Source organism: Umezawaea sp. (assembly GCF_057122925.1).
On sequence record NZ_DBNGPQ010000103.1, the window covers coordinates 81,393 to 97,605 of the forward strand.

At 71.3% G+C, this 16,213-nt stretch carries 16 protein-coding genes, 1 pseudogene and 1 riboswitch; of the genes and pseudogenes, 12 read left to right on the forward strand and 5 right to left on the reverse strand.

Going from position 1 to position 16,213, the window contains the following annotated elements; translation table 11 throughout:
- Positions 1 to 16: 16 nt before the first annotated feature.
- Both AC156L_RS24265 and AC156L_RS24270 read left to right on the forward strand, forming a co-directional pair.
- Positions 17 to 703 carry a M50 family metallopeptidase gene (locus AC156L_RS24265; RefSeq protein WP_330874172.1) on the forward strand — a complete coding sequence of 229 codons (687 nt, stop codon included), beginning with the start codon at positions 17 to 19 and terminating at the stop codon, positions 701 to 703.
- A gap of 209 nt (positions 704 to 912) precedes the next feature.
- Complete coding sequence (locus AC156L_RS24270; RefSeq protein WP_330874173.1) at positions 913 to 1,209, forward strand: WhiB family transcriptional regulator; 297 nt, start codon at positions 913 to 915, stop codon at positions 1,207 to 1,209.
- Between the two features lie 19 nt (positions 1,210 to 1,228).
- Here AC156L_RS24270 and AC156L_RS24275 read toward each other — a convergent pair whose 3' ends face one another.
- The gene (locus AC156L_RS24275; RefSeq protein WP_330874174.1) at positions 1,229 to 2,065 is read right to left on the reverse strand and encodes a SigB/SigF/SigG family RNA polymerase sigma factor; all 837 of its coding nucleotides are present in this window, start codon (positions 2,063 to 2,065) and stop codon (positions 1,229 to 1,231) included.
- Positions 2,062 to 2,493, reverse strand: a complete 432-nt coding sequence (locus AC156L_RS24280) for an ATP-binding protein (RefSeq protein ID WP_330874175.1) — start codon at positions 2,491 to 2,493, stop codon at positions 2,062 to 2,064. Before AC156L_RS24280 ends, AC156L_RS24275 begins: the two co-directional genes overlap by 4 nt.
- 136 nt (positions 2,494 to 2,629) lie before the next feature.
- Between AC156L_RS24280 and AC156L_RS24285 the strand changes: the two genes are divergently transcribed.
- On the forward strand, positions 2,630 to 3,391 hold the full coding sequence (locus AC156L_RS24285; RefSeq protein WP_330874176.1) for an ATP-binding protein: 762 nt from the start codon (positions 2,630 to 2,632) through the stop codon (positions 3,389 to 3,391).
- A 4-nt stretch (positions 3,392 to 3,395) separates the two neighbouring features.
- On the opposite strand, the gene AC156L_RS24290 is transcribed toward AC156L_RS24285, so the two are convergent.
- Positions 3,396 to 3,773, reverse strand: a complete 378-nt coding sequence (locus tag AC156L_RS24290; protein WP_330874177.1) for an STAS domain-containing protein — start codon at positions 3,771 to 3,773, stop codon at positions 3,396 to 3,398.
- A 176-nt stretch (positions 3,774 to 3,949) separates the two neighbouring features.
- Complete coding sequence (locus AC156L_RS24295; protein WP_330874178.1) at positions 3,950 to 4,252, reverse strand: hypothetical protein; 303 nt, start codon at positions 4,250 to 4,252, stop codon at positions 3,950 to 3,952.
- Positions 4,253 to 4,540: 288 nt separating this feature from the next.
- On the opposite strand from AC156L_RS24295, the gene AC156L_RS24300 reads away from it, so the two are divergent.
- The 9 genes from AC156L_RS24300 (at position 4,541) to gcvP (ending at position 15,663) form a co-directional block, all read left to right on the forward strand.
- Complete coding sequence (locus tag AC156L_RS24300; RefSeq protein WP_330874179.1) at positions 4,541 to 6,850, forward strand: HAD-IC family P-type ATPase; 2,310 nt, start codon at positions 4,541 to 4,543, stop codon at positions 6,848 to 6,850.
- A 261-nt stretch (positions 6,851 to 7,111) separates the two neighbouring features.
- Positions 7,112 to 7,345: a hypothetical protein gene (locus tag AC156L_RS24305; protein ID WP_330874180.1), complete on the forward strand. Its 234-nt coding sequence runs from the start codon at positions 7,112 to 7,114 to the stop codon at positions 7,343 to 7,345.
- Positions 7,346 to 7,944: 599 nt separating this feature from the next.
- The gene (gene clsA, locus AC156L_RS24310) at positions 7,945 to 8,550 is read left to right on the forward strand and encodes a cardiolipin synthase ClsA (RefSeq protein WP_330874181.1); all 606 of its coding nucleotides are present in this window, start codon (positions 7,945 to 7,947) and stop codon (positions 8,548 to 8,550) included.
- A gap of 89 nt (positions 8,551 to 8,639) precedes the next feature.
- Positions 8,640 to 9,041 carry a glycine cleavage system protein GcvH gene (gene gcvH, locus AC156L_RS24315; protein ID WP_330874182.1) on the forward strand — a complete coding sequence of 134 codons (402 nt, stop codon included), beginning with the start codon at positions 8,640 to 8,642 and terminating at the stop codon, positions 9,039 to 9,041.
- 113 nt (positions 9,042 to 9,154) lie between these two features.
- Positions 9,155 to 9,619, forward strand: a complete 465-nt coding sequence (gene garA / locus AC156L_RS24320) for a glycogen accumulation regulator GarA (protein ID WP_330874183.1) — start codon at positions 9,155 to 9,157, stop codon at positions 9,617 to 9,619.
- Positions 9,616 to 10,320 (forward strand): transcriptional regulator FtsR, encoded by a 705-nt coding sequence (ftsR, locus tag AC156L_RS24325; RefSeq protein WP_330874184.1) that lies wholly within the window; start codon positions 9,616 to 9,618, stop codon positions 10,318 to 10,320. Before garA ends, ftsR begins: the two co-directional genes overlap by 4 nt.
- A gap of 161 nt (positions 10,321 to 10,481) precedes the next feature.
- Entirely contained in the window at positions 10,482 to 10,955 is a 474-nt protein-coding gene (locus tag AC156L_RS24330) for a bifunctional nuclease family protein (protein WP_259627294.1), read from the forward strand.
- Positions 10,956 to 11,351: 396 nt separating this feature from the next.
- Positions 11,352 to 11,918 carry a MerR family transcriptional regulator gene (locus AC156L_RS24335; protein ID WP_330874185.1) on the forward strand — a complete coding sequence of 189 codons (567 nt, stop codon included), beginning with the start codon at positions 11,352 to 11,354 and terminating at the stop codon, positions 11,916 to 11,918.
- A gap of 601 nt (positions 11,919 to 12,519) precedes the next feature.
- Positions 12,520 to 12,615, forward strand: a riboswitch (glycine riboswitch).
- Between the two features lie 162 nt (positions 12,616 to 12,777).
- On the forward strand, positions 12,778 to 15,663 hold the full coding sequence (gene gcvP / locus AC156L_RS24340; RefSeq protein ID WP_330874186.1) for an aminomethyl-transferring glycine dehydrogenase: 2,886 nt from the start codon (positions 12,778 to 12,780) through the stop codon (positions 15,661 to 15,663).
- Positions 15,664 to 15,933: 270 nt separating this feature from the next.
- On the opposite strand, the pseudogene AC156L_RS24345 reads toward gcvP, so the two are convergent.
- Positions 15,934 to 16,213 (reverse strand): annotated as a pseudogene (locus AC156L_RS24345) (hypothetical protein); the annotation flags it as partial.

Consider the following 16,213-nt stretch of genomic DNA (forward strand, 5'->3'; position numbering starts at 1 on the left):
TGGCAGTATTGGTCCGGTGCCGACGATCACCGAGTTGTGGGACAAGCCGGACGCCGCGGTCGTCCTGGGGTCAGCGCTGGTGGCGCTGGTGCTCGTGCTCAGCAGGGGGATCTGGCGGATCAGCCGCAACGTCGTGACCATCGCCCACGAGGGCGGACACGCGCTGTTCGCGCTGCTCAGCGGTCGGAGGCTGTCCGGGATCACGCTGCACTCCGACACCTCGGGCGTCACCGTGTCGAGGGGTCGCCCGACCGGGTTCGGCATGGTCCTGACCGGGTTCGCGGGCTACGTCGCCCCGTCGCTGCTCGGCCTGGGCGGCGCCGCGCTGGTGGCCGTCGACCAGATCCGGCCGATGCTGTGGGGCAGCACCGCACTGCTGATCGCGATGCTGGTGATGATCCGCAACGTCTTCGGCGTGATCTCCGTCGTCGTCACGGGCGCGATCGTGTTCGCCGTGTCCTGGTTCGCGACCGTGGACGTCCAGAACGCCTTCGGCTACCTGTTCTGCTGGTTCCTGCTGCTCGGCGGCGTCCGCCCCGTGTGGGAGCTCCAGCGCAAGCGCGTGCGCGGCCGGGCCCCCAGCTCGGACGCCGACCAGCTGGCCCGCCTCACCGGCGTCCCCGGAACCCTGTGGGTGCTGGTGTTCGGCGCGGTCGCCCTCGCCTGCCTCTACTTCGGCGGGCTGCTCCTGCTCGACGTGTGACCGCCGGGGTCCGCTTCGTCACCGCGGGATCGGGGCGGTTCGGCGGCGGGCGGAAAACTCCCTGGTCGAACGGTTGAGGCGGGAGGAACCGAACGTCACCCGTAGCCCGATCGGTGAGAACCGGCAAAAAGCGGTATGGGACAGGTTTGCGCCCCGGCGGGCGCCGGGTAGTTCAGGGTCGCCGAACAGTTACCGCTGAGGAGACCGTGATGACCTGCACCACCCGCCTGCCCAAGCCGGTCGCCGACGTGTGGGACTGGCAGATGGAAGGACACTGCCGGGGCGCGAACAGCGCGATCTTCTTCCACCCGGACAACGAGCGGGGCTCCGCCCGCTCCGCGCGCGAGGACCACGCGAAGCGCATCTGCGCCGCGTGCCCGGTGCTGGAGCAGTGCCGCCAGCACGCGCTGGAGGCGCAGGAGCCGTACGGCGTGTGGGGCGGGATGGGCGAGGACGAGCGACGCAAGATCATCGCGTCGACCCGTCGTCGCCTCCGTGTCGCCTGAGCCGTCCAGGCTGTTCCCGCTATTCCTCCAGGCCGTCGCGAAGCTGGCGGAGCGTCTTCGCCAGCAACCGCGACACGTGCATCTGCGAGATGCCGATCTTGTCGGCGATCTGGGTCTGCGTCATGTTCCCGAAGAACCGCATGACCACGATCTTGCGCTCCCGGTCCGGCAGCTGTTCGAGCAGCGGGTGCAGCGCCTCCCGTTGCTCGATCACCTCCATCTCCGGGTCCTCGGCGCCGAGCGTGTTGCCGAGCGAGATCGAGCTGTCGTCCGCCAGCAGCATGTCGTCCAGCGACGCGCTGTGGTAGGCGTTGCCCGCAGCCAGCCCCTCGTGGACCTCCTCGCGGGTCAAGCCGAGGTGAGCGGCCAGCTCGCTGGGCGTCGGCGCCCTGCCCAGCGTCTGCGAGAGCCGTGACGACCCCGCGTTGATCGCCAGGTGCAGCTCCTTGAGCCGCCTGGGCATCCGCACCGACCAGCTGGAGTCGCGGAAGTACTTCCGGACCTCACCCATGATCGTCGGCACGGCGAACGACAGGAAGTCGCTGCCGCGCTCCGGGTCGAACCGGTCGACCGCGTTGATCAGACCCACGGTCGCCACCTGCACGAGGTCGTCGTGCGGCTCACCCCGGTTGCCGAACCTGCGCGCGATGTGCTTGGCGACCGGCAGGTGCTCGGTCACCAGTTCATCGCGCAGCCGCTCCCGGCGGGGGTCGTCCGCGGGCGTCGCCGCCAGCGTCACGAACAGCGGTGCCAGGTGGTCGTAGTCACCCCGTGTGCTGGAGGACGGCGTCGCGTCCCCGCTGGTCGAGACCGCGACCGCGGTCTCCGGAGTGGTCTCCGCGCCGGTTTCGGTCACGCATCCACCAACCCGCGCTTGACCAGGTCGATGTGCACCACGTACTCGTCCTCACCGGCCTGCGGCGCGACCCACGTCGTCACCGAGTCCACCAGCGCGCTCAGCACGCGCCAGCCGAAGCTGTCGCGGTCCGGCGGGGACGACCGCTTCGACGCCACCTGCGTCGACACCTGGACGACACCGTCGGTCACCACGAACCGCGCGCTCAGCACCGCGTCCGGCGCGGCCAGCGCGATCAGCGTGGAACACGCCTCGTCCACGGCGAGCTTGAGGTCCTCGATGGAGTCGAGGTCGAAGTCCTGCCGCATCGCGATGTCAGCGGCCACCGCCCGCACGATCGACAGCTGCGTGGGGTTGGCCGCCATGCGCAGCTCAACGCCCTGCAAGGTGCTTTCCGACTCACCGCGGTGCGGCTCCGTTTGCGACACGCTCACCTCGTAGTCCGTCCTGTAGTTCTGGCCATGGTCCTAGCACTACCCGAATCCGACCCGTTTCACACGTGTAAGAACGGTCTCGCGCGGGAAGCCCGTTTCGATGCGCGCCCAACCGCCTGCCGAGCGATCCGTGGACCACGTCGACGGCGCCGCCGAGCGCTTCGCCCTCGACTTCCGGACGCGCTCCGACAGCCTCGCGCGGATGCGGCGGTCGTTCGACGCCTGGCTGACCGGTGCGGGTGTCGACGACGACGTCGCCTACGACCTGCTCCTCGCCCTCAACGAGGCGGTGTCCAACTCGATCGAGCACGCCTACCCGCCCGGTGTCGACGGCACGGTGCTGGTCAAGGCCACCCTGGCGTCCGACGGCGCGGTGTGCGTGGTCGTGTCCGACGACGGCCGGTGGCGCGTGCCACCCGCCGCCCTGTCCGGCCGGGGCCGCGGCCTGCTCCTGATGCGCGAGAACGTCGACCAGGTCGTCGTCGACCGCACCTCGGCGGGCACGTCGGTCAGCCTGTGCCGCTCGCCGCGCCCCCGGCGCTCCGAGGCACTGGAAGCCCCGCCGGACGGCCACGAGGTGCTGGTCGAGGAACGCGGGTCCGGCGTGCGCGTCACGGTGCGCGGCGACGTGCCCGCGAGCGCGGGCGCCGCGCTGCGCCGCTCCCTGCTCACCGCGGCCCGCGGCGGCAGCGTGCCCGTCGTGGTCGACCTCGGCGGGATCGGCGCGGAGACGGCGGGGGCCGTGCACGCGGTGTTCTCCGTCGCCGACGCGGCGTGCGCGGCGGGCAACCGCCTCGTCGTGCTCGCCGAGCCGGGCACCCCCGCGTGGACGGCGCTCGCGGAGTCCGGGGTGCCGCTCGTGGCGGACGTGGTGTCGCCCACCGGGAGGTGACGCGTCAGCCGAGCGCCTCGTCGAGCGAGGCGTGCACCGCGAACACCTCACCGAGACCGGTGGCCACGATGGGCCTGGTCACGGCGCGGTCGGCGGCGACGACGCGGAACGCGATCCGCCTGGTTCTGCTCTCCTGCGCGGCTTCCACCAGCACGGCCAGTCCCGCCGATCCGAGGAACGACACCCCCGACAGGTCGAGCACGAACGTGCCCTCGTCGACGAGGTTGGTGTGGACGTACGTGCGCAGAGCCGGAGCCGACAGCATGTCGATCTCGCCCGAGACCGACACGACGGTGACATCCTGCGCCGGGTGGCTCACCGCGAGGCCGATGGCCTGCTCGTTGCGGCTCGCGTCCACGACGTTCGGATCCTGGACCGTCACGTGGGATCTCCCTCTTGTTGTGCCCGTGTGGATGGTGTGGGGAGTCCTGGGGGCACAAGCGACGCGACGCTACGCGTGTGTGCAGCGAAAAATGGCCGTGCGGGCCCGCCGGAACTCCCCGGCGCGGCTGTTGGCTCAACCGCTGCGAGACCTACCGTACGTAACGTGATGAACCATCACAAGGACCGGGGTACCCGCGAGTCCGGTGAGGTCGGTGCGCGGTCCGGGTCCCTCGGCCTGAGCTGGAAGTGGTTCGTCGGCCGGTCCGTCTCGCTCACCTGGTAGACGAACTCCAGGTCACGGGCGTCGAACTCCTCGAACCACCGGTCCCAGGTGATCGGGTCGATGTCGTCGTCGTAGTCGGGGAAGTCGAACCCGAGGCCCTTCGCGCGGTGCGCGATCGGCGCCGCTTCCCTGCTCTCCGCCCAGCGGCGGATCTCCAAGTGGTCGGTCGTGCTCAACCGTCTGACACCGGTCACGCAGCACCTCATCAGCCTGACCGCGGTCCGCACGGGGGACGGCCCCGTGTCCAGCGGTCGACACCCACGGTAGCCGAGGTCGGGCCTTCGAGGCCCGGTCCGGCCCGGTCCCGCGCGCCGCCACGCCGACCGTCCTCGCTGGTCAAGGTGTGTGTTTTGACACCCGTAGGACGAATCGACACGGGCGTGGGCCGCGGCCGGGTGGCCCTCCCGACGGGCAGGGGGCACCGGTTTCCACCCGTCCACGTCCGGCAGGCCGGGGCGCCGGAGCGGATCTACGCTCGGCCCATGCCGGACGCGACGCACCTGGACCACGGGCTCACGGCAGCGCAGGTGCGGGACCGCGTCGCGGACGGCCGGACCAACGACGTGCCTGCACGGGCCGGGCGCACGCTCGGCGACGTCGTCCGCGCCAACGTCCTCACCCGCTTCAACGCGGTGCTCGGCGCGCTGTTCGCCGTGATCGTCGTCGTCGGCCCCCTCAAGGACGGCCTGTTCGGCCTGCTCATCGTGGTCAACAGCCTGATCGGCATCGTCCAGGAGCTGAGGGCCAAGCAGACCCTGGAACGCCTCGCGGTCCTCGGCGAGGCCAAGCCCGTGGTGTGGCGCGACGGCGCGAAGGTCGAGGTCGGGGCGAACGAGGTCGTGCTCGACGACGTCCTCGAACTCGGCGCGGGCGACACCGTCGTGGTCGACGGCGTGGTCGTGGGCGCGGACGCGCTGGAGGTCGACGAGTCGCTGCTGACCGGTGAGGCCGACCCGGTCGTGAAGCGGCCCGGCGACCGGGTCATGTCCGGCAGCTTCGCCGTCGCGGGCACCGGCCGCTACCGCGCCACCGGGGTCGGCCGCGACGCCTACGCCGCGAAGCTCGCCGAGGAGGCGAGCCGGTTCACCCTGGTCAGCTCCGAACTGCGCACGGGCATCGACCGCATCCTGCGGTTCGTCACGTGGATCCTGCTGCCCGCGGGCGCGCTCATCACCTACAGCCAGCTCCACGGCCAGGAGGACCTGCGCTCCGCCCTGCGCGGGACGGTCGCGGCGCTCGTGCCGATGATCCCGGAGGGCCTGGTGCTGCTGACCAGCGTCGCCTTCGCCGTCGGCGTCGTCAGGCTCGGGCGGCGCGACTGCCTGGTCCAGGAGCTGCCCGCCATCGAGGGACTGGCGCGCGTCGACGTGGTGTGCGCGGACAAGACGGGCACGCTGACCGAGAACGGGATGCGGCTGGCCGAGGTGCGACCGCTGCTCGCCGGGGTCGACGCCGAGGAGGTGCTGGCCGCGTTCGCCGCGGCCGACCCCCGCCCCAACGCCAGCCTCCAGGCCGTCGCCGAGGCCTGTCCGCGCCCCCCTGGGTGGCCGGTCACGGCGTTCGCCGCGTTCTCCTCGGCCCGCAAGTGGAGCGGCGCGAGCTTCGGCCCCGCCGGGAACTGGGTGCTGGGGGCCGCCGACGTCCTCCTGCCGCCCGGCTCCGCCGCGCTGGCGACCGCCGAGGACCTGGGCGCGCGGGGCCTGCGGGTGCTGCTGCTGGCCCGCGCGTCCGTGCCGGTCGACGCCCCCACCGCGCCCGGCGGGGTCGAGCCGGTGGCGCTCGTCGTCCTCGCGCAGCGCGTGCGGCCGGACGCGGCGGAGACCCTGGCGTACTTCGCCGAGCAGGGGGTGGCGGTCAAGGTCATCTCCGGCGACAACGCGGTGGCCGTCGGCGCCGTCGCCGCGTCCCTCGGGCTGGTCGGGGCCACCGCGCCCGTGGACGCGCGGCGGCTGCCCGCCTCCCTCGGCGACGAGGTCGAGGAGGGCGCGGTGTTCGGCCGCGTCACCCCCGCGCAGAAGCGCGACGTGGTCGGCGTCCTGCGGGCCCGCGGCCACACCGTCGCGATGACCGGTGACGGCGTGAACGACGTGCTCGCGCTCAAGGACGCCGACATCGGCGTCGCGATGGGCTCCGGCAGCCCGGCGACGCGGGCCGTGGCCCAGATCGTGCTGCTGGACGACCGGTTCGCCACGCTGCCGTTCGTCGTCGCCGAGGGCCGCCGCGTCATCGGCAACGTCGAGCGCGTCGCCACCCTGTTCCTCGTCAAGACGGTGTACTCGGTGCTGCTCGCGATCCTCATCGGCGTCGTCGGCTTCCCGTTCCCGTTCCAGCCGCTGCACCTGACCCTCATCGGCGGCCTCACGATCGGCGTCCCCGCCTTCTTCCTCGCGCTCGCGCCGAACGGCGACCGCGCCCGCGGCGGCTTCGTCCGCCGGGTGCTGCGCACGGCCGCCCCGGTGGGCTCGATCGCCGCCGTGGCGACGTTCGCGGCCTACTGGACCTCCCGCGCGGTCGACAACGGCACCACCCAGGCGCAGGACAGCACGACCGCCGTCATCACCCTCTTCACCCTCGCGCTGTGGGTCCTCCTCGTCGTCGCACGACCACTCGTCTGGTGGAAGTTCGCGCTCGTCGCGACCATGGCCGCGCTGTTCCTCACCGCCCTGCTGACCCCGCTCGGCCGCTCGTTCTTCGAGCTGGACCCGACCAACGCCGGCTCGGTCTCGACGGCCCTGGTGGTCGCCCTCACCGGTGTCGCGGCGATCGAGTTTGTCCGCCGCTTGATGCCGTGACCTGCGGTGATGGTGAAGTTGATCAGTGCGGGTGTAGTTCGTCGAACGACGTGCGGCGCTCCCCGCGCGGTGAACGGTTGTCAGCTCGACCGGTCTGCCGACGGCCCGGCGTAATCGGCCGACAGCTCAGCGCCGACAGGTGCTCGGTGGGCGCGCGACCCCCTGGAACAACGGGTGTCCCCCGCCACAGTCCCGCAGAATCAGTGAGACGTGGATAACGCCGAACACCACGTCGACGACAGTCCCAGTGGAGGGATACAGATGAGCACCACCACGGAAACCAAGCCCGAGCCCGCGATGCCGAGGGCGGCGCGCACGACGAGCACCAGCGCGCTGCCCACCGCACCGTGCAGCGTCGTCTGGAGCAAGGGCCACGCCTACGTGCTCGAGGGTTTCCGCGCCCGCTGGGTGGGAGTCGACGACCGGGGCCGCCCGCAGGCGTTCACCGGGGCGGACCTCCAGCGCCGCGGCTGGACGTACACGCGGAGCAACTGACCGTTCTGGTCGGGCCGCGGATCGATGGGTCGCGCCAGGGGATGCGCCACGGGGCGCGTCGGTCGGGCCCTGGACGCGAACGGGCCGCTCTCGGACGATCGAGTGTCCGAGAGCCGAGGTTGCGGACGCCGGCCCGCCTGTCGACATCCGGCTGTTCCAGGAGTCGATTCCCCACCCGCGCGAGTCGACCGGTTCGCCGATTCTCACGGGCGTGCCGAGTCTGGACGAACAACTCCGACCGCTGGAGCCCGCTGCCGAAGGTGACGCCCGAGCCGACCGCCGGAACTTGACGCCCGAGCAGCCCGCTGCCGAAGGTGATGCCCGAGCCGACCGCTGGAACTCGCCGCCCGAGTCGGCTGTCGGAGCCGAACCAAGGTCCCCCGACCGGGTAGGCCCCGGAGTTCACCACCGCGACCGGGGTCCGGCAGTTCCGGGGCGTTCGTCGTCCCTCAGCAGGTAGGACCCGTCGTGGGTTCCGCCACCCACTCACCCGAAGCACCCGGCACCACCCGTGGCCGACATGGCCGGGTGACGTTCGACCTGCGGCATTAGCATTCCCGCGTGACCACCCGGTGCGGGCGGCGCGCCGACGGGGGAGTGTGAGTGACGTGGCCGAGACAGGTCAGGATCCGGGTGACCGGTGGGTGACCGTTCCGAACGCGTTGAGCGTGCTGCGCCTGCTCGGGGTGCCGGTGTTCCTCTACCTGCTGCTCGGCCCCCGTGCCGACGGGTGGGCGGTGGTGGTGCTCGCGCTCGCGGGCGCGTCGGACTGGCTCGACGGCAAGCTGGCGCGGTGGCTCGACCAGACGAGCGACCTGGGCAAGCTGCTCGACCCGGCGGCCGACCGGCTCTACATCTTCGCGACCCTGCTCGCCTTCGTGGTCCGCGACATCGTGCCGCTGTGGCTCGCGGCGATCCTGGTCGGCCGGGAACTGCTGGTCGGGGGTTTCCTGCTGGTCCTCCGCCACCACGGCTACGGGCCGTTCGAGGTCAACTACATCGGCAAGGCGGCGACGTTCAACCTGCTCTACGCGTTCCCGGTCCTGCTGCTCGCGCAGGGCGGGTCGACCGCCGCGCAGATCGCCCGGCCGATCGCGTACGCGTTCATGCTTTGGGGTGGTGCGCTGTACCTGTGGTCCGCCGGCCTGTACCTCTGGCAACTGGTGCTCGCCATGCGTCGATCCCCAGGGGTGGTGGCTGCCTGAACGGGTGAGCCACGTGGGAAGATCCTGCGTGCGAAGATCACCCTTCGACATGACGGACTCGTCCATCCGGGCGAGCGGGGAAGACCACCATGAAGGAGCGCGCCGCGGTGATTCCCGAGGAGCTCAAGTACACCGAGGAGCACGAGTGGGTGCAGCGCACAGGTGAGGCCACCGTGCGCATCGGCATCACGGACTACGCCCAGGAGCAGCTGGGTGACGTCGTGTTCGTCCAGCTCCCCGAGCTCGGCGAAACCGTCGACGTCGGGCAGACGCTCGGCGAGGTCGAGTCCACCAAGAGCGTCTCGGACATCTACGCGCCGCTCGCCGGCGAGGTGGTCGCCCGCAACGACTCGCTCGACCAGCAGCCCGACCTCGTCAACAGCGATCCGTACGGCGAGGGTTGGATGATCGAGCTGCGGTTGGCGGACCCGACCGCGGTCGACGACCTGCTGGACGCGGCCGCGTACCAGGAGCTGGCGGCGGGGGAGTGACGACGATCTTCCGACGTCTTCTCGGCCTGTTCGGGAGCCGCTCCTCGCGTGAGGAATCGGGCACGATAGGTTCTAGTGGTCTCGACGGTTCCAGCAGCAGGAGGAGAGCTCAGGTGAGCACGAACGACGGGCCAGGCGTTCCGCCAGAGCAGTCCCCGGAGCGGACCTCCGTTTTCCGGGCGGATTTCCTCGCCGACGTGGAGGGTGCCGAGGCACCAGCGCCGGAACCCGCGGTCGCGGGAGTCGACGCTCTCCCGGCCGGGTCGGCCCTCCTGGTGGTGAAGCGCGGCCCCAACGCGGGGTCCAGGTTCCTGCTCGACCGCGACACCACCAGCGCGGGTCGGCACCCCGACAGCGACATCTTCCTCGACGACGTGACGGTCTCCCGGCGCCATGCCGAGTTCCGCCGTGAAGGCGGGGAGTTCGTGGTGATCGACGTCGGCAGCCTGAACGGCACCTACGTCAACCGCGAGCCGGTCGACCAGGCCGTTCTCGCGAACGGCGACGAGGTGCAGATCGGCAAGTTCCGCCTCGTGTTCCTGACCGGTCCGGGAGCCGGGGGCCAGGGGCAGCAGTGACGGCTGCCGGGCGGCCACAGCGCGGTGGGTTGAGCATCGGGGCGGTGCTGGCACAGCTCCGTCCCGAGTTCCCCGACGTGACCATCTCGAAGATCCGCTTCCTGGAATCCGAAGGACTGGTCCGCCCGGCACGCACTGCCTCGGGCTACCGGCAGTTCGCTTCAGCGGACGTCGAGCGCCTGCGCTTCGTCCTGGCCGCCCAACGGGACCACTACCTCCCGTTGAAGGTCATCAAGCAGCAGCTCGACTCGGCTGACGAACCGCCGAGACGGGCGCTGGCCGCCGTCGAGGGCGTTCCGACGGTCGAGCACTTCGACCAGGCCGCGACCACTCGCCGCCTCACCCGCGAGGAACTGCTGGCGCAGTCGGGCATCAGCAAGACGATGCTCGCCGACCTGGAGCAGTACGGGGTCGTGCGCCCCGGTGCCGCGGGCTTCTACGACCCCGAAGCGGTGCTCGTCGCGAAAACCGTGCGGGCGATGGCCGAATTCGGTATCGAACCCCGACATCTCAGGGCATTTCGGGCGTCCGCCGATCGCGAAGTCGGTCTGCTGGAGCAGATCGTCACGCCGCTCTACCGGCAGCGCGGTCCGGATTCGCGCGGTCGCGCGGAGGAGGTGCTCCGGGAATTGGCGGTGCTCTCCGTCACGTTGCACACGCTGCTGGTCAAGGCCGGACTGCGCGGAGTCGCAGGTGGATAGGCCTCGCCGCGATTCGTCGCCGGTGTCCGCATCGTGATGTCCGGGGGGATACCGGTGGAGCACTGGGCCCGCTTGGCGGGTAGCGTCGAGGATGTACGTGGAGGATCCTCGTAGTCGTACGGGGACGCCGTGGTTCAGCGCGCTGAGGGAGGCGATACCCGATGAGCGAAATGCGCGTCGTGGGAGTGCGGGTGGAACTGCCCGCCAACCAGCCGATCCTGCTGCTGCGTGAAACCGAGGGCGAACGCTACCTGCCGATCTGGATCGGCTCGGTCGAAGCCACCGCAATCGCGCTGGAACAGCAGGGCGTGCGGCCCGTCCGCCCCCTCACCCACGATCTCCTCAAAGATGTCATCGGCGCACTCGGGCGCCAGCTCGAACAGGTCCGGATCACGGACCTCCAGGAGGGCACCTACTTCGCGGAGCTGGTGTTCGACGGCGACGTGCGGGTGTCGGCCAGGCCCAGCGACTCGGTGGCGCTCGCGCTGCGCGTCGGGGTGCCGATCCACGCCGACGAGTCCGTGCTCGCCGAAGCGGGGCTCATCATCCCGGACGAGCAGGAGGACGAGGTCGAGAAGTTCCGCGAGTTCCTCGACTCCATCTCGCCGGAGGACTTCCGCGGGGCGGACACCTGAGCACACGACCTGTTCGTGCCGAGAGGGCCACTCACCAGTCTGGTGAGTGGCCCTTCGTGCGTCCTGGGTCGCGACGCACCGTGACAACCGTGGGGGAGACCGCACTTTGAGGTGTCCCACGGCCGTGCTACCCAAGGTCATGGGCGTTGGGCTAAACGATCACTAAACGTCACTCGAACGGGTCATGCGAGCGCTTTCTCTCACCCTCTGGTTGAGGGTGAGGAAATTCGTGTACCGCGCGTCGCGTTGACCTGCCCTCAACCCGGTCCTACCGTCGAACTCGAGTGAATTGCGACGGTGTGATTCCACAGCGTGGCCCTTCACGGCCGGTGTTCCCCGACCACGGGACCGCCGGTGACGGTCGCCGGTCGTCAGGCCGGCCGAGGGGAGGCAGGCGTGGCAGAGGAAGCGCCCATCCGGGCCGGATCCGGGGAACAAGGTGAGCTGTTCCCGGACTCCTCGCTGCCAGACGAGTACGTCGGCTACCGCGGGCCCGCCGCGTGCCAGATCTCGGGCATCACCTACCGCCAGCTCGACTACTGGGCGCGCACCGGACTGGTCAACCCGACGATAAGGAGTGCGCAGGGGTCGGGCAGCCAGCGGCTGTACTCGTTCAAGGACATCCTCGTCCTCAAGGTGGTGAAGCGGCTGCTGGACACCGGTGTCTCGTTGCAGAACATCAGGGTCGCGGTAGACCACCTCCGCAAGCGCGGCGTGCAGGACCTGGCCAGGATCACGTTGTTCAGCGACGGCACGACGGTCTACGAGTGCACGTCCCCCGAGGAGGTCGTCGACCTCCTCCAGGGCGGTCAGGGCGTGTTCGGCATCGCGGTGAGCGGCGCCATGCGGGAGATCAGCGGCACCATCCACGAGTTCCCCGCGGAACGCGCGGACGGCGTGGAGGTCGACGCCGTCGGCAACGACGAACTGTCCCAGCGCAGGCGCAACCGGGCCATCGGCTAGCTGTCCGGAACCCGTCGGACCGCGGTGGTGTCGGAAGCGCCCGAACGCCGCTGGTCTTCACGACCGCGGCCGTGGCTCCCCACACCGCCGCGGCCCGCTCGTCCCAGGGGGAACGGTCGATCCGGACCGGGTCGACCGCGGATGGTTTCGTCACGAATCGAACGACCACTCCGGTGTCGCGCGTCCGCTGACGCACCGGAGTCCTTCCGCTTCGTGGAAGCAGTGTCGTCGCCGCTCCTCGTCACCTCGCGCGGTCGAGCCCGACGCCTTCTTGTGGCCCAGTACGGGCCGGTCGAGTCCGGGGGCTTCTTGTCGCCCCGCGCGGTCGAGCCCGACGGCTTCTTGTGGCCCCGCGTGGTCGGGTTGAGTCGACGGCTCCTCGCCCGGTGGACCCGCTCACGGGGACCATCGCACTCGCCGGTGAGGCCGGGGCGCGGTGGCCCCTCGGCCGGTGAGCCCGTCCGCGGTGGCCGCCGCCGAGCCCCGTCCAACGCCCCGCCCACCCCCTCGTCCCGCCGCGTCCGGGTGTGACGTGCGGTGATCCGCGTCGCGCCCGCGCTACCCGTGCGGTGCCAGGCGGTACGATCGGCCGGTAGTCGCATGACCCCGTGCGGGAGAGTCCGGACCCGGCGAGGTTCGGCGCCGAAGGAGCAAATCCTCCCCGGAACCTCTCAGGCGCAAGGACCGCACGGGATAGACGCCTCTGGAAAGTGGGCCGGTTTTTCGGTCCCGCCGACGGTGAAAGCCCGGTTTCGGCCGGGTGAAGCTCTCAGGCGCCCGCCGAGCGGGTTGGAGACAGAGGGGGAGGGCAGACGGCAGAAGTGTGTCCGTAGCCCAACCCTCGCCGGAGGCGCCTTCCATGACGCAGGACCGCATTCCTCTCGCCGCTCTCGAGCACGGCACCCCGTTCGCCGACCGCCACGTGGGCCCCCGGCCCGCCGAGCTGGCCCGGATCCTCGATGTCATCGGTGTCGGCTCGCTGGAGGAGTTGGCGCAGCGGGCGATCCCGCCGTCGATCCGCGAGGGCGACCTGGTGCTCGACCTGCCCGCGCCCGCCACCGAGACCGAGGCGCTGGCCGAGCTGCGCGAGCTGGCCGGGCGCAACCGGCCGATGACGCAGATGATCGGCCTCGGCTACTACGGGACGATCACGCCGCCGGTCATCCGCCGCAACGTGCTGGAGAGCCCGGCCTGGTACACGGCCTACACGCCGTACCAGCCGGAGATCTCGCAGGGGCGGCTCGAAGCGCTGCTGAACTTCCAGACGATGGTGGGCGACCTGACGGCGCTGCCGCTGTCGAACGCGTCGATGCTGGACGAGGCCACCGCCGCCGCCGAGGCGATGACGCTCGTGCGCCGCGCAGGCAAGTCGAAGTCGACGAAGTTCGTGGTCGACGCCGACACGCTGCCGCAGACGCTGGCCGTGATCGAGACCAGGGCCGAGCCGCTGGGCATCGAGATCGTCGTCGCGGACCTGTCGCAGGGCATCGAAGGACTCGGCCTGGGCGGAGACTTCTTCGGCGTGCTGCTGTCCTACCCCGGTGCGTCCGGCGTGGTCCGCGACCACGAGTCGGTGATCGCCGAGGTGCACAAGGCGGGCGCGAACGCGGTCGTCGTCGCCGACCTGCTCGCGCTGACGCTGCTGCGCCCGCCCGGCGAGATCGGCGCGGACGTCGTCGTCGGCACGACCCAGCGCTTCGGCGTGCCGATCGGGTTCGGCGGACCGCACGCCGGCTACATGGCCGTGCGCACCGGCCTGGAGCGGCAGCTCCCCGGCAGGCTCGTCGGGGTGTCCGAGGACGCCGACGGCAACCGCGCCTACCGGCTGGCCCTCCAGACGCGCGAGCAGCACATCCGCCGCGAGAAGGCGACCTCCAACATCTGCACCGCGCAGGTGCTCCTCGCCGTCATCGCCTCGATGTACGGCGTCTACCACGGCCCCGACGGCCTGCGGGCCATCGGCACGCGCGCCCACCGGATGGCCACGGTGCTGGCCGCCGGCCTGGTCGAGGGCGGCGTGGACGTCCTGCACGGCGAGTTCTTCGACACGGTGCAGGCGCACGTGCCCGAGCGCGCGGCAGCGGTCGTCGACGCCGCGCGAGCGCTCGGCATCAACCTCCGACTGGTCGACGACTCGACCGTCGCCATCGCGTGCGACGAGACCACCACCCGCGCGAACCTGGTCGACGTGTGGCAGGCCTTCGGCGTGCAGGTGCCGGACGTGGACGCGCTCGACGCCGACACCGCCGACGGCATCCCCGCCGAGCTGCGCCGCACCTCGGAGTTCATGACGCACCCGGTGTTCCACCTGCACCGCTCGGAGACGGCGCTGCTGCGCTACCTGCGCGCGCTGTCCGACAAGGACGTCGCGCTCGACCGCAGCATGATCCCGCTCGGCTCCTGCACGATGAAGCTGAACGCCACGGCCGAGATGGAGCCCATCACCTGGCCCGAGTTCGCCGACCTGCACCCGTTCGCCCCGGCCGAGGACGCCGAAGGCCTGCTGGCACTGGTCAAGGACCTGGAGGACTGGCTCGCGGAGGTCACCGGCTACGACGCGGTCAGCATCCAGCCGAACGCGGGCAGCCAGGGCGAGTTCGCCGGACTCCTCGCGATCCGCGCCTACCACCGCGGGCGCGGCGAAGCGGCCCGCGACGTCTGCCTCATCCCGTCCAGCGCCCACGGCACCAACGCCGCCAGCGCCGTCATGGCCGGGATGCGCGTGGTCGTGGTGAAGTGCGACGACAAGGGCAACATCGACCTCGGCCACCTGCGCCAGACCGTCGACGAGCACCGCGACGACCTCGCCGCGATCATGATCACCTACCCGTCCACGCACGGCGTCTACGAGGACACCGTCCGCGAGGTCTGCGCCCTCGTGCACGACGCGGGCGGCCAGGTGTACGTCGACGGCGCGAACCTCAACGCCCTCATCGGCCTCGCCCAGTACGGCAAGTTCGGCTCGGACGTCTCGCACCTCAACCTGCACAAGACGTTCTGCATCCCGCACGGCGGCGGTGGCCCCGGCGTCGGCCCCATCGGCGTCCGCTCGCACCTCGCCCCGTACCTGCCCAACCACCCCCTCCAGCCGTTGGCCGGTCCCGCGACCGGCGTCGGCCCGATCAGCGGCGCCCCGTGGGGTTCCGCGTCGATCCTGCCGATCTCCTGGGCGTACGTCCGCATGATGGGCGCCGACGGCCTCCGCCGCGCCACCCTGACCGCGGTCGCCGCCGCCAACTACGTCGCCCGCCGCCTGGACGAGCACTACCCGGTCCTCTACACCGGCGAGGGCGGCTTCGTCGCCCACGAGTGCATCCTCGACCTGCGCGGCATCACCAAGGCCACCGGCGTCACCGTCGACGACGTGGCCAAGCGCCTCGCCGACTACGGCCTGCACGCCCCGACCATGTCGTTCCCGGTTCCGGGCACGCTCATGGTCGAGCCGACGGAGAGCGAGGACCTCGGCGAGATCGACCGCTTCATCGACGCGATGATCGCCATCCGCCGCGAGATCGACCAGGTCGCCTCCGGCGAGTGGCCCGCCGACGACAACCCGCTGCGCAACGCGCCGCACACCGCGGCCTCCGTCGCCCGCGAGTGGAACCACCCGTACAGCCGCGAGACCGCCGTCTTCCCGGCCGGTGTCGACGCGCCGAAGATCTGGCCGCCGGTGCGGCGGATCGACGGTGCCAAGGGCGACCGCAACCTGGTCTGCTCCTGCCCTCCTCTCTCGGCCTACAGCTAGAGCCGCGGGCCGCGCTGGTGCCCTGGTGACGGGCCGCTCACGGGCGGTCCGTCACCGTTGGGTGGTTGGTGTGGCGGGTTCGTGGGGGTTGCTCGCCCGCTGATGGGGTGGTGGCGCGCTGGGCCGTCGCCGTCGGGCGGGGTCGTGTGGCGGGTTCGTGGGGTTGCTCGTTGCTGACGGCGTGGTGGCCCGGTGGGTCGTCACTGTCGGGTGGGGTCGGCGGGTTTGCGCGGACGCTCGCCGCTGATGGCGTGGTGGCGCGCTGGGCCGTCACCGGTCGATCGGTGAACCGCTGACCGGCTGAACCGCGGGTGGCTCGTGGCCGGTGCGGTGGTTCGCGCGGTCGGGTCGTGGGTGGCTGATGTGGTGGCCCACGACGGGCAACGGGTCGGTTCGTCCGGCCGGGCCGTCGTTGGTGCTGGTCGAGGCCGGGCGGTCGGGGCGTGGACGGGCGGGTTCGTCGGCCGGGCCGCCGGTGGCGGTCGGGGCCGGGCGGTCGGGGCCGGGCCGCCGGTGGCGGTCGGGGTCAGGCGGTCGGGGCGTGAGCGGG

Excerpts from the sequence above, each read along its gene's own strand:
- AC156L_RS24270 (WP_330874173.1), top strand. The coding sequence starts at position 913 with ATGACCTGCACCACCCGCCTGCCCAAGCCGGTCGCCGACGTGTGGGAC.
- AC156L_RS24300 (WP_330874179.1), top strand. The coding sequence starts at position 4,541 with ATGCCGGACGCGACGCACCTGGACCACGGGCTCACGGCAGCGCAGGTG.
- AC156L_RS24305 (WP_330874180.1), top strand. The coding sequence starts at position 7,112 with ATGAGCACCACCACGGAAACCAAGCCCGAGCCCGCGATGCCGAGGGCG.
- gcvH (WP_330874182.1), top strand. The coding sequence starts at position 8,640 with ATGAAGGAGCGCGCCGCGGTGATTCCCGAGGAGCTCAAGTACACCGAG.
- AC156L_RS24330 (WP_259627294.1), top strand. The coding sequence starts at position 10,482 with ATGAGCGAAATGCGCGTCGTGGGAGTGCGGGTGGAACTGCCCGCCAAC.
- gcvP (WP_330874186.1), top strand. The coding sequence starts at position 12,778 with ATGACGCAGGACCGCATTCCTCTCGCCGCTCTCGAGCACGGCACCCCG.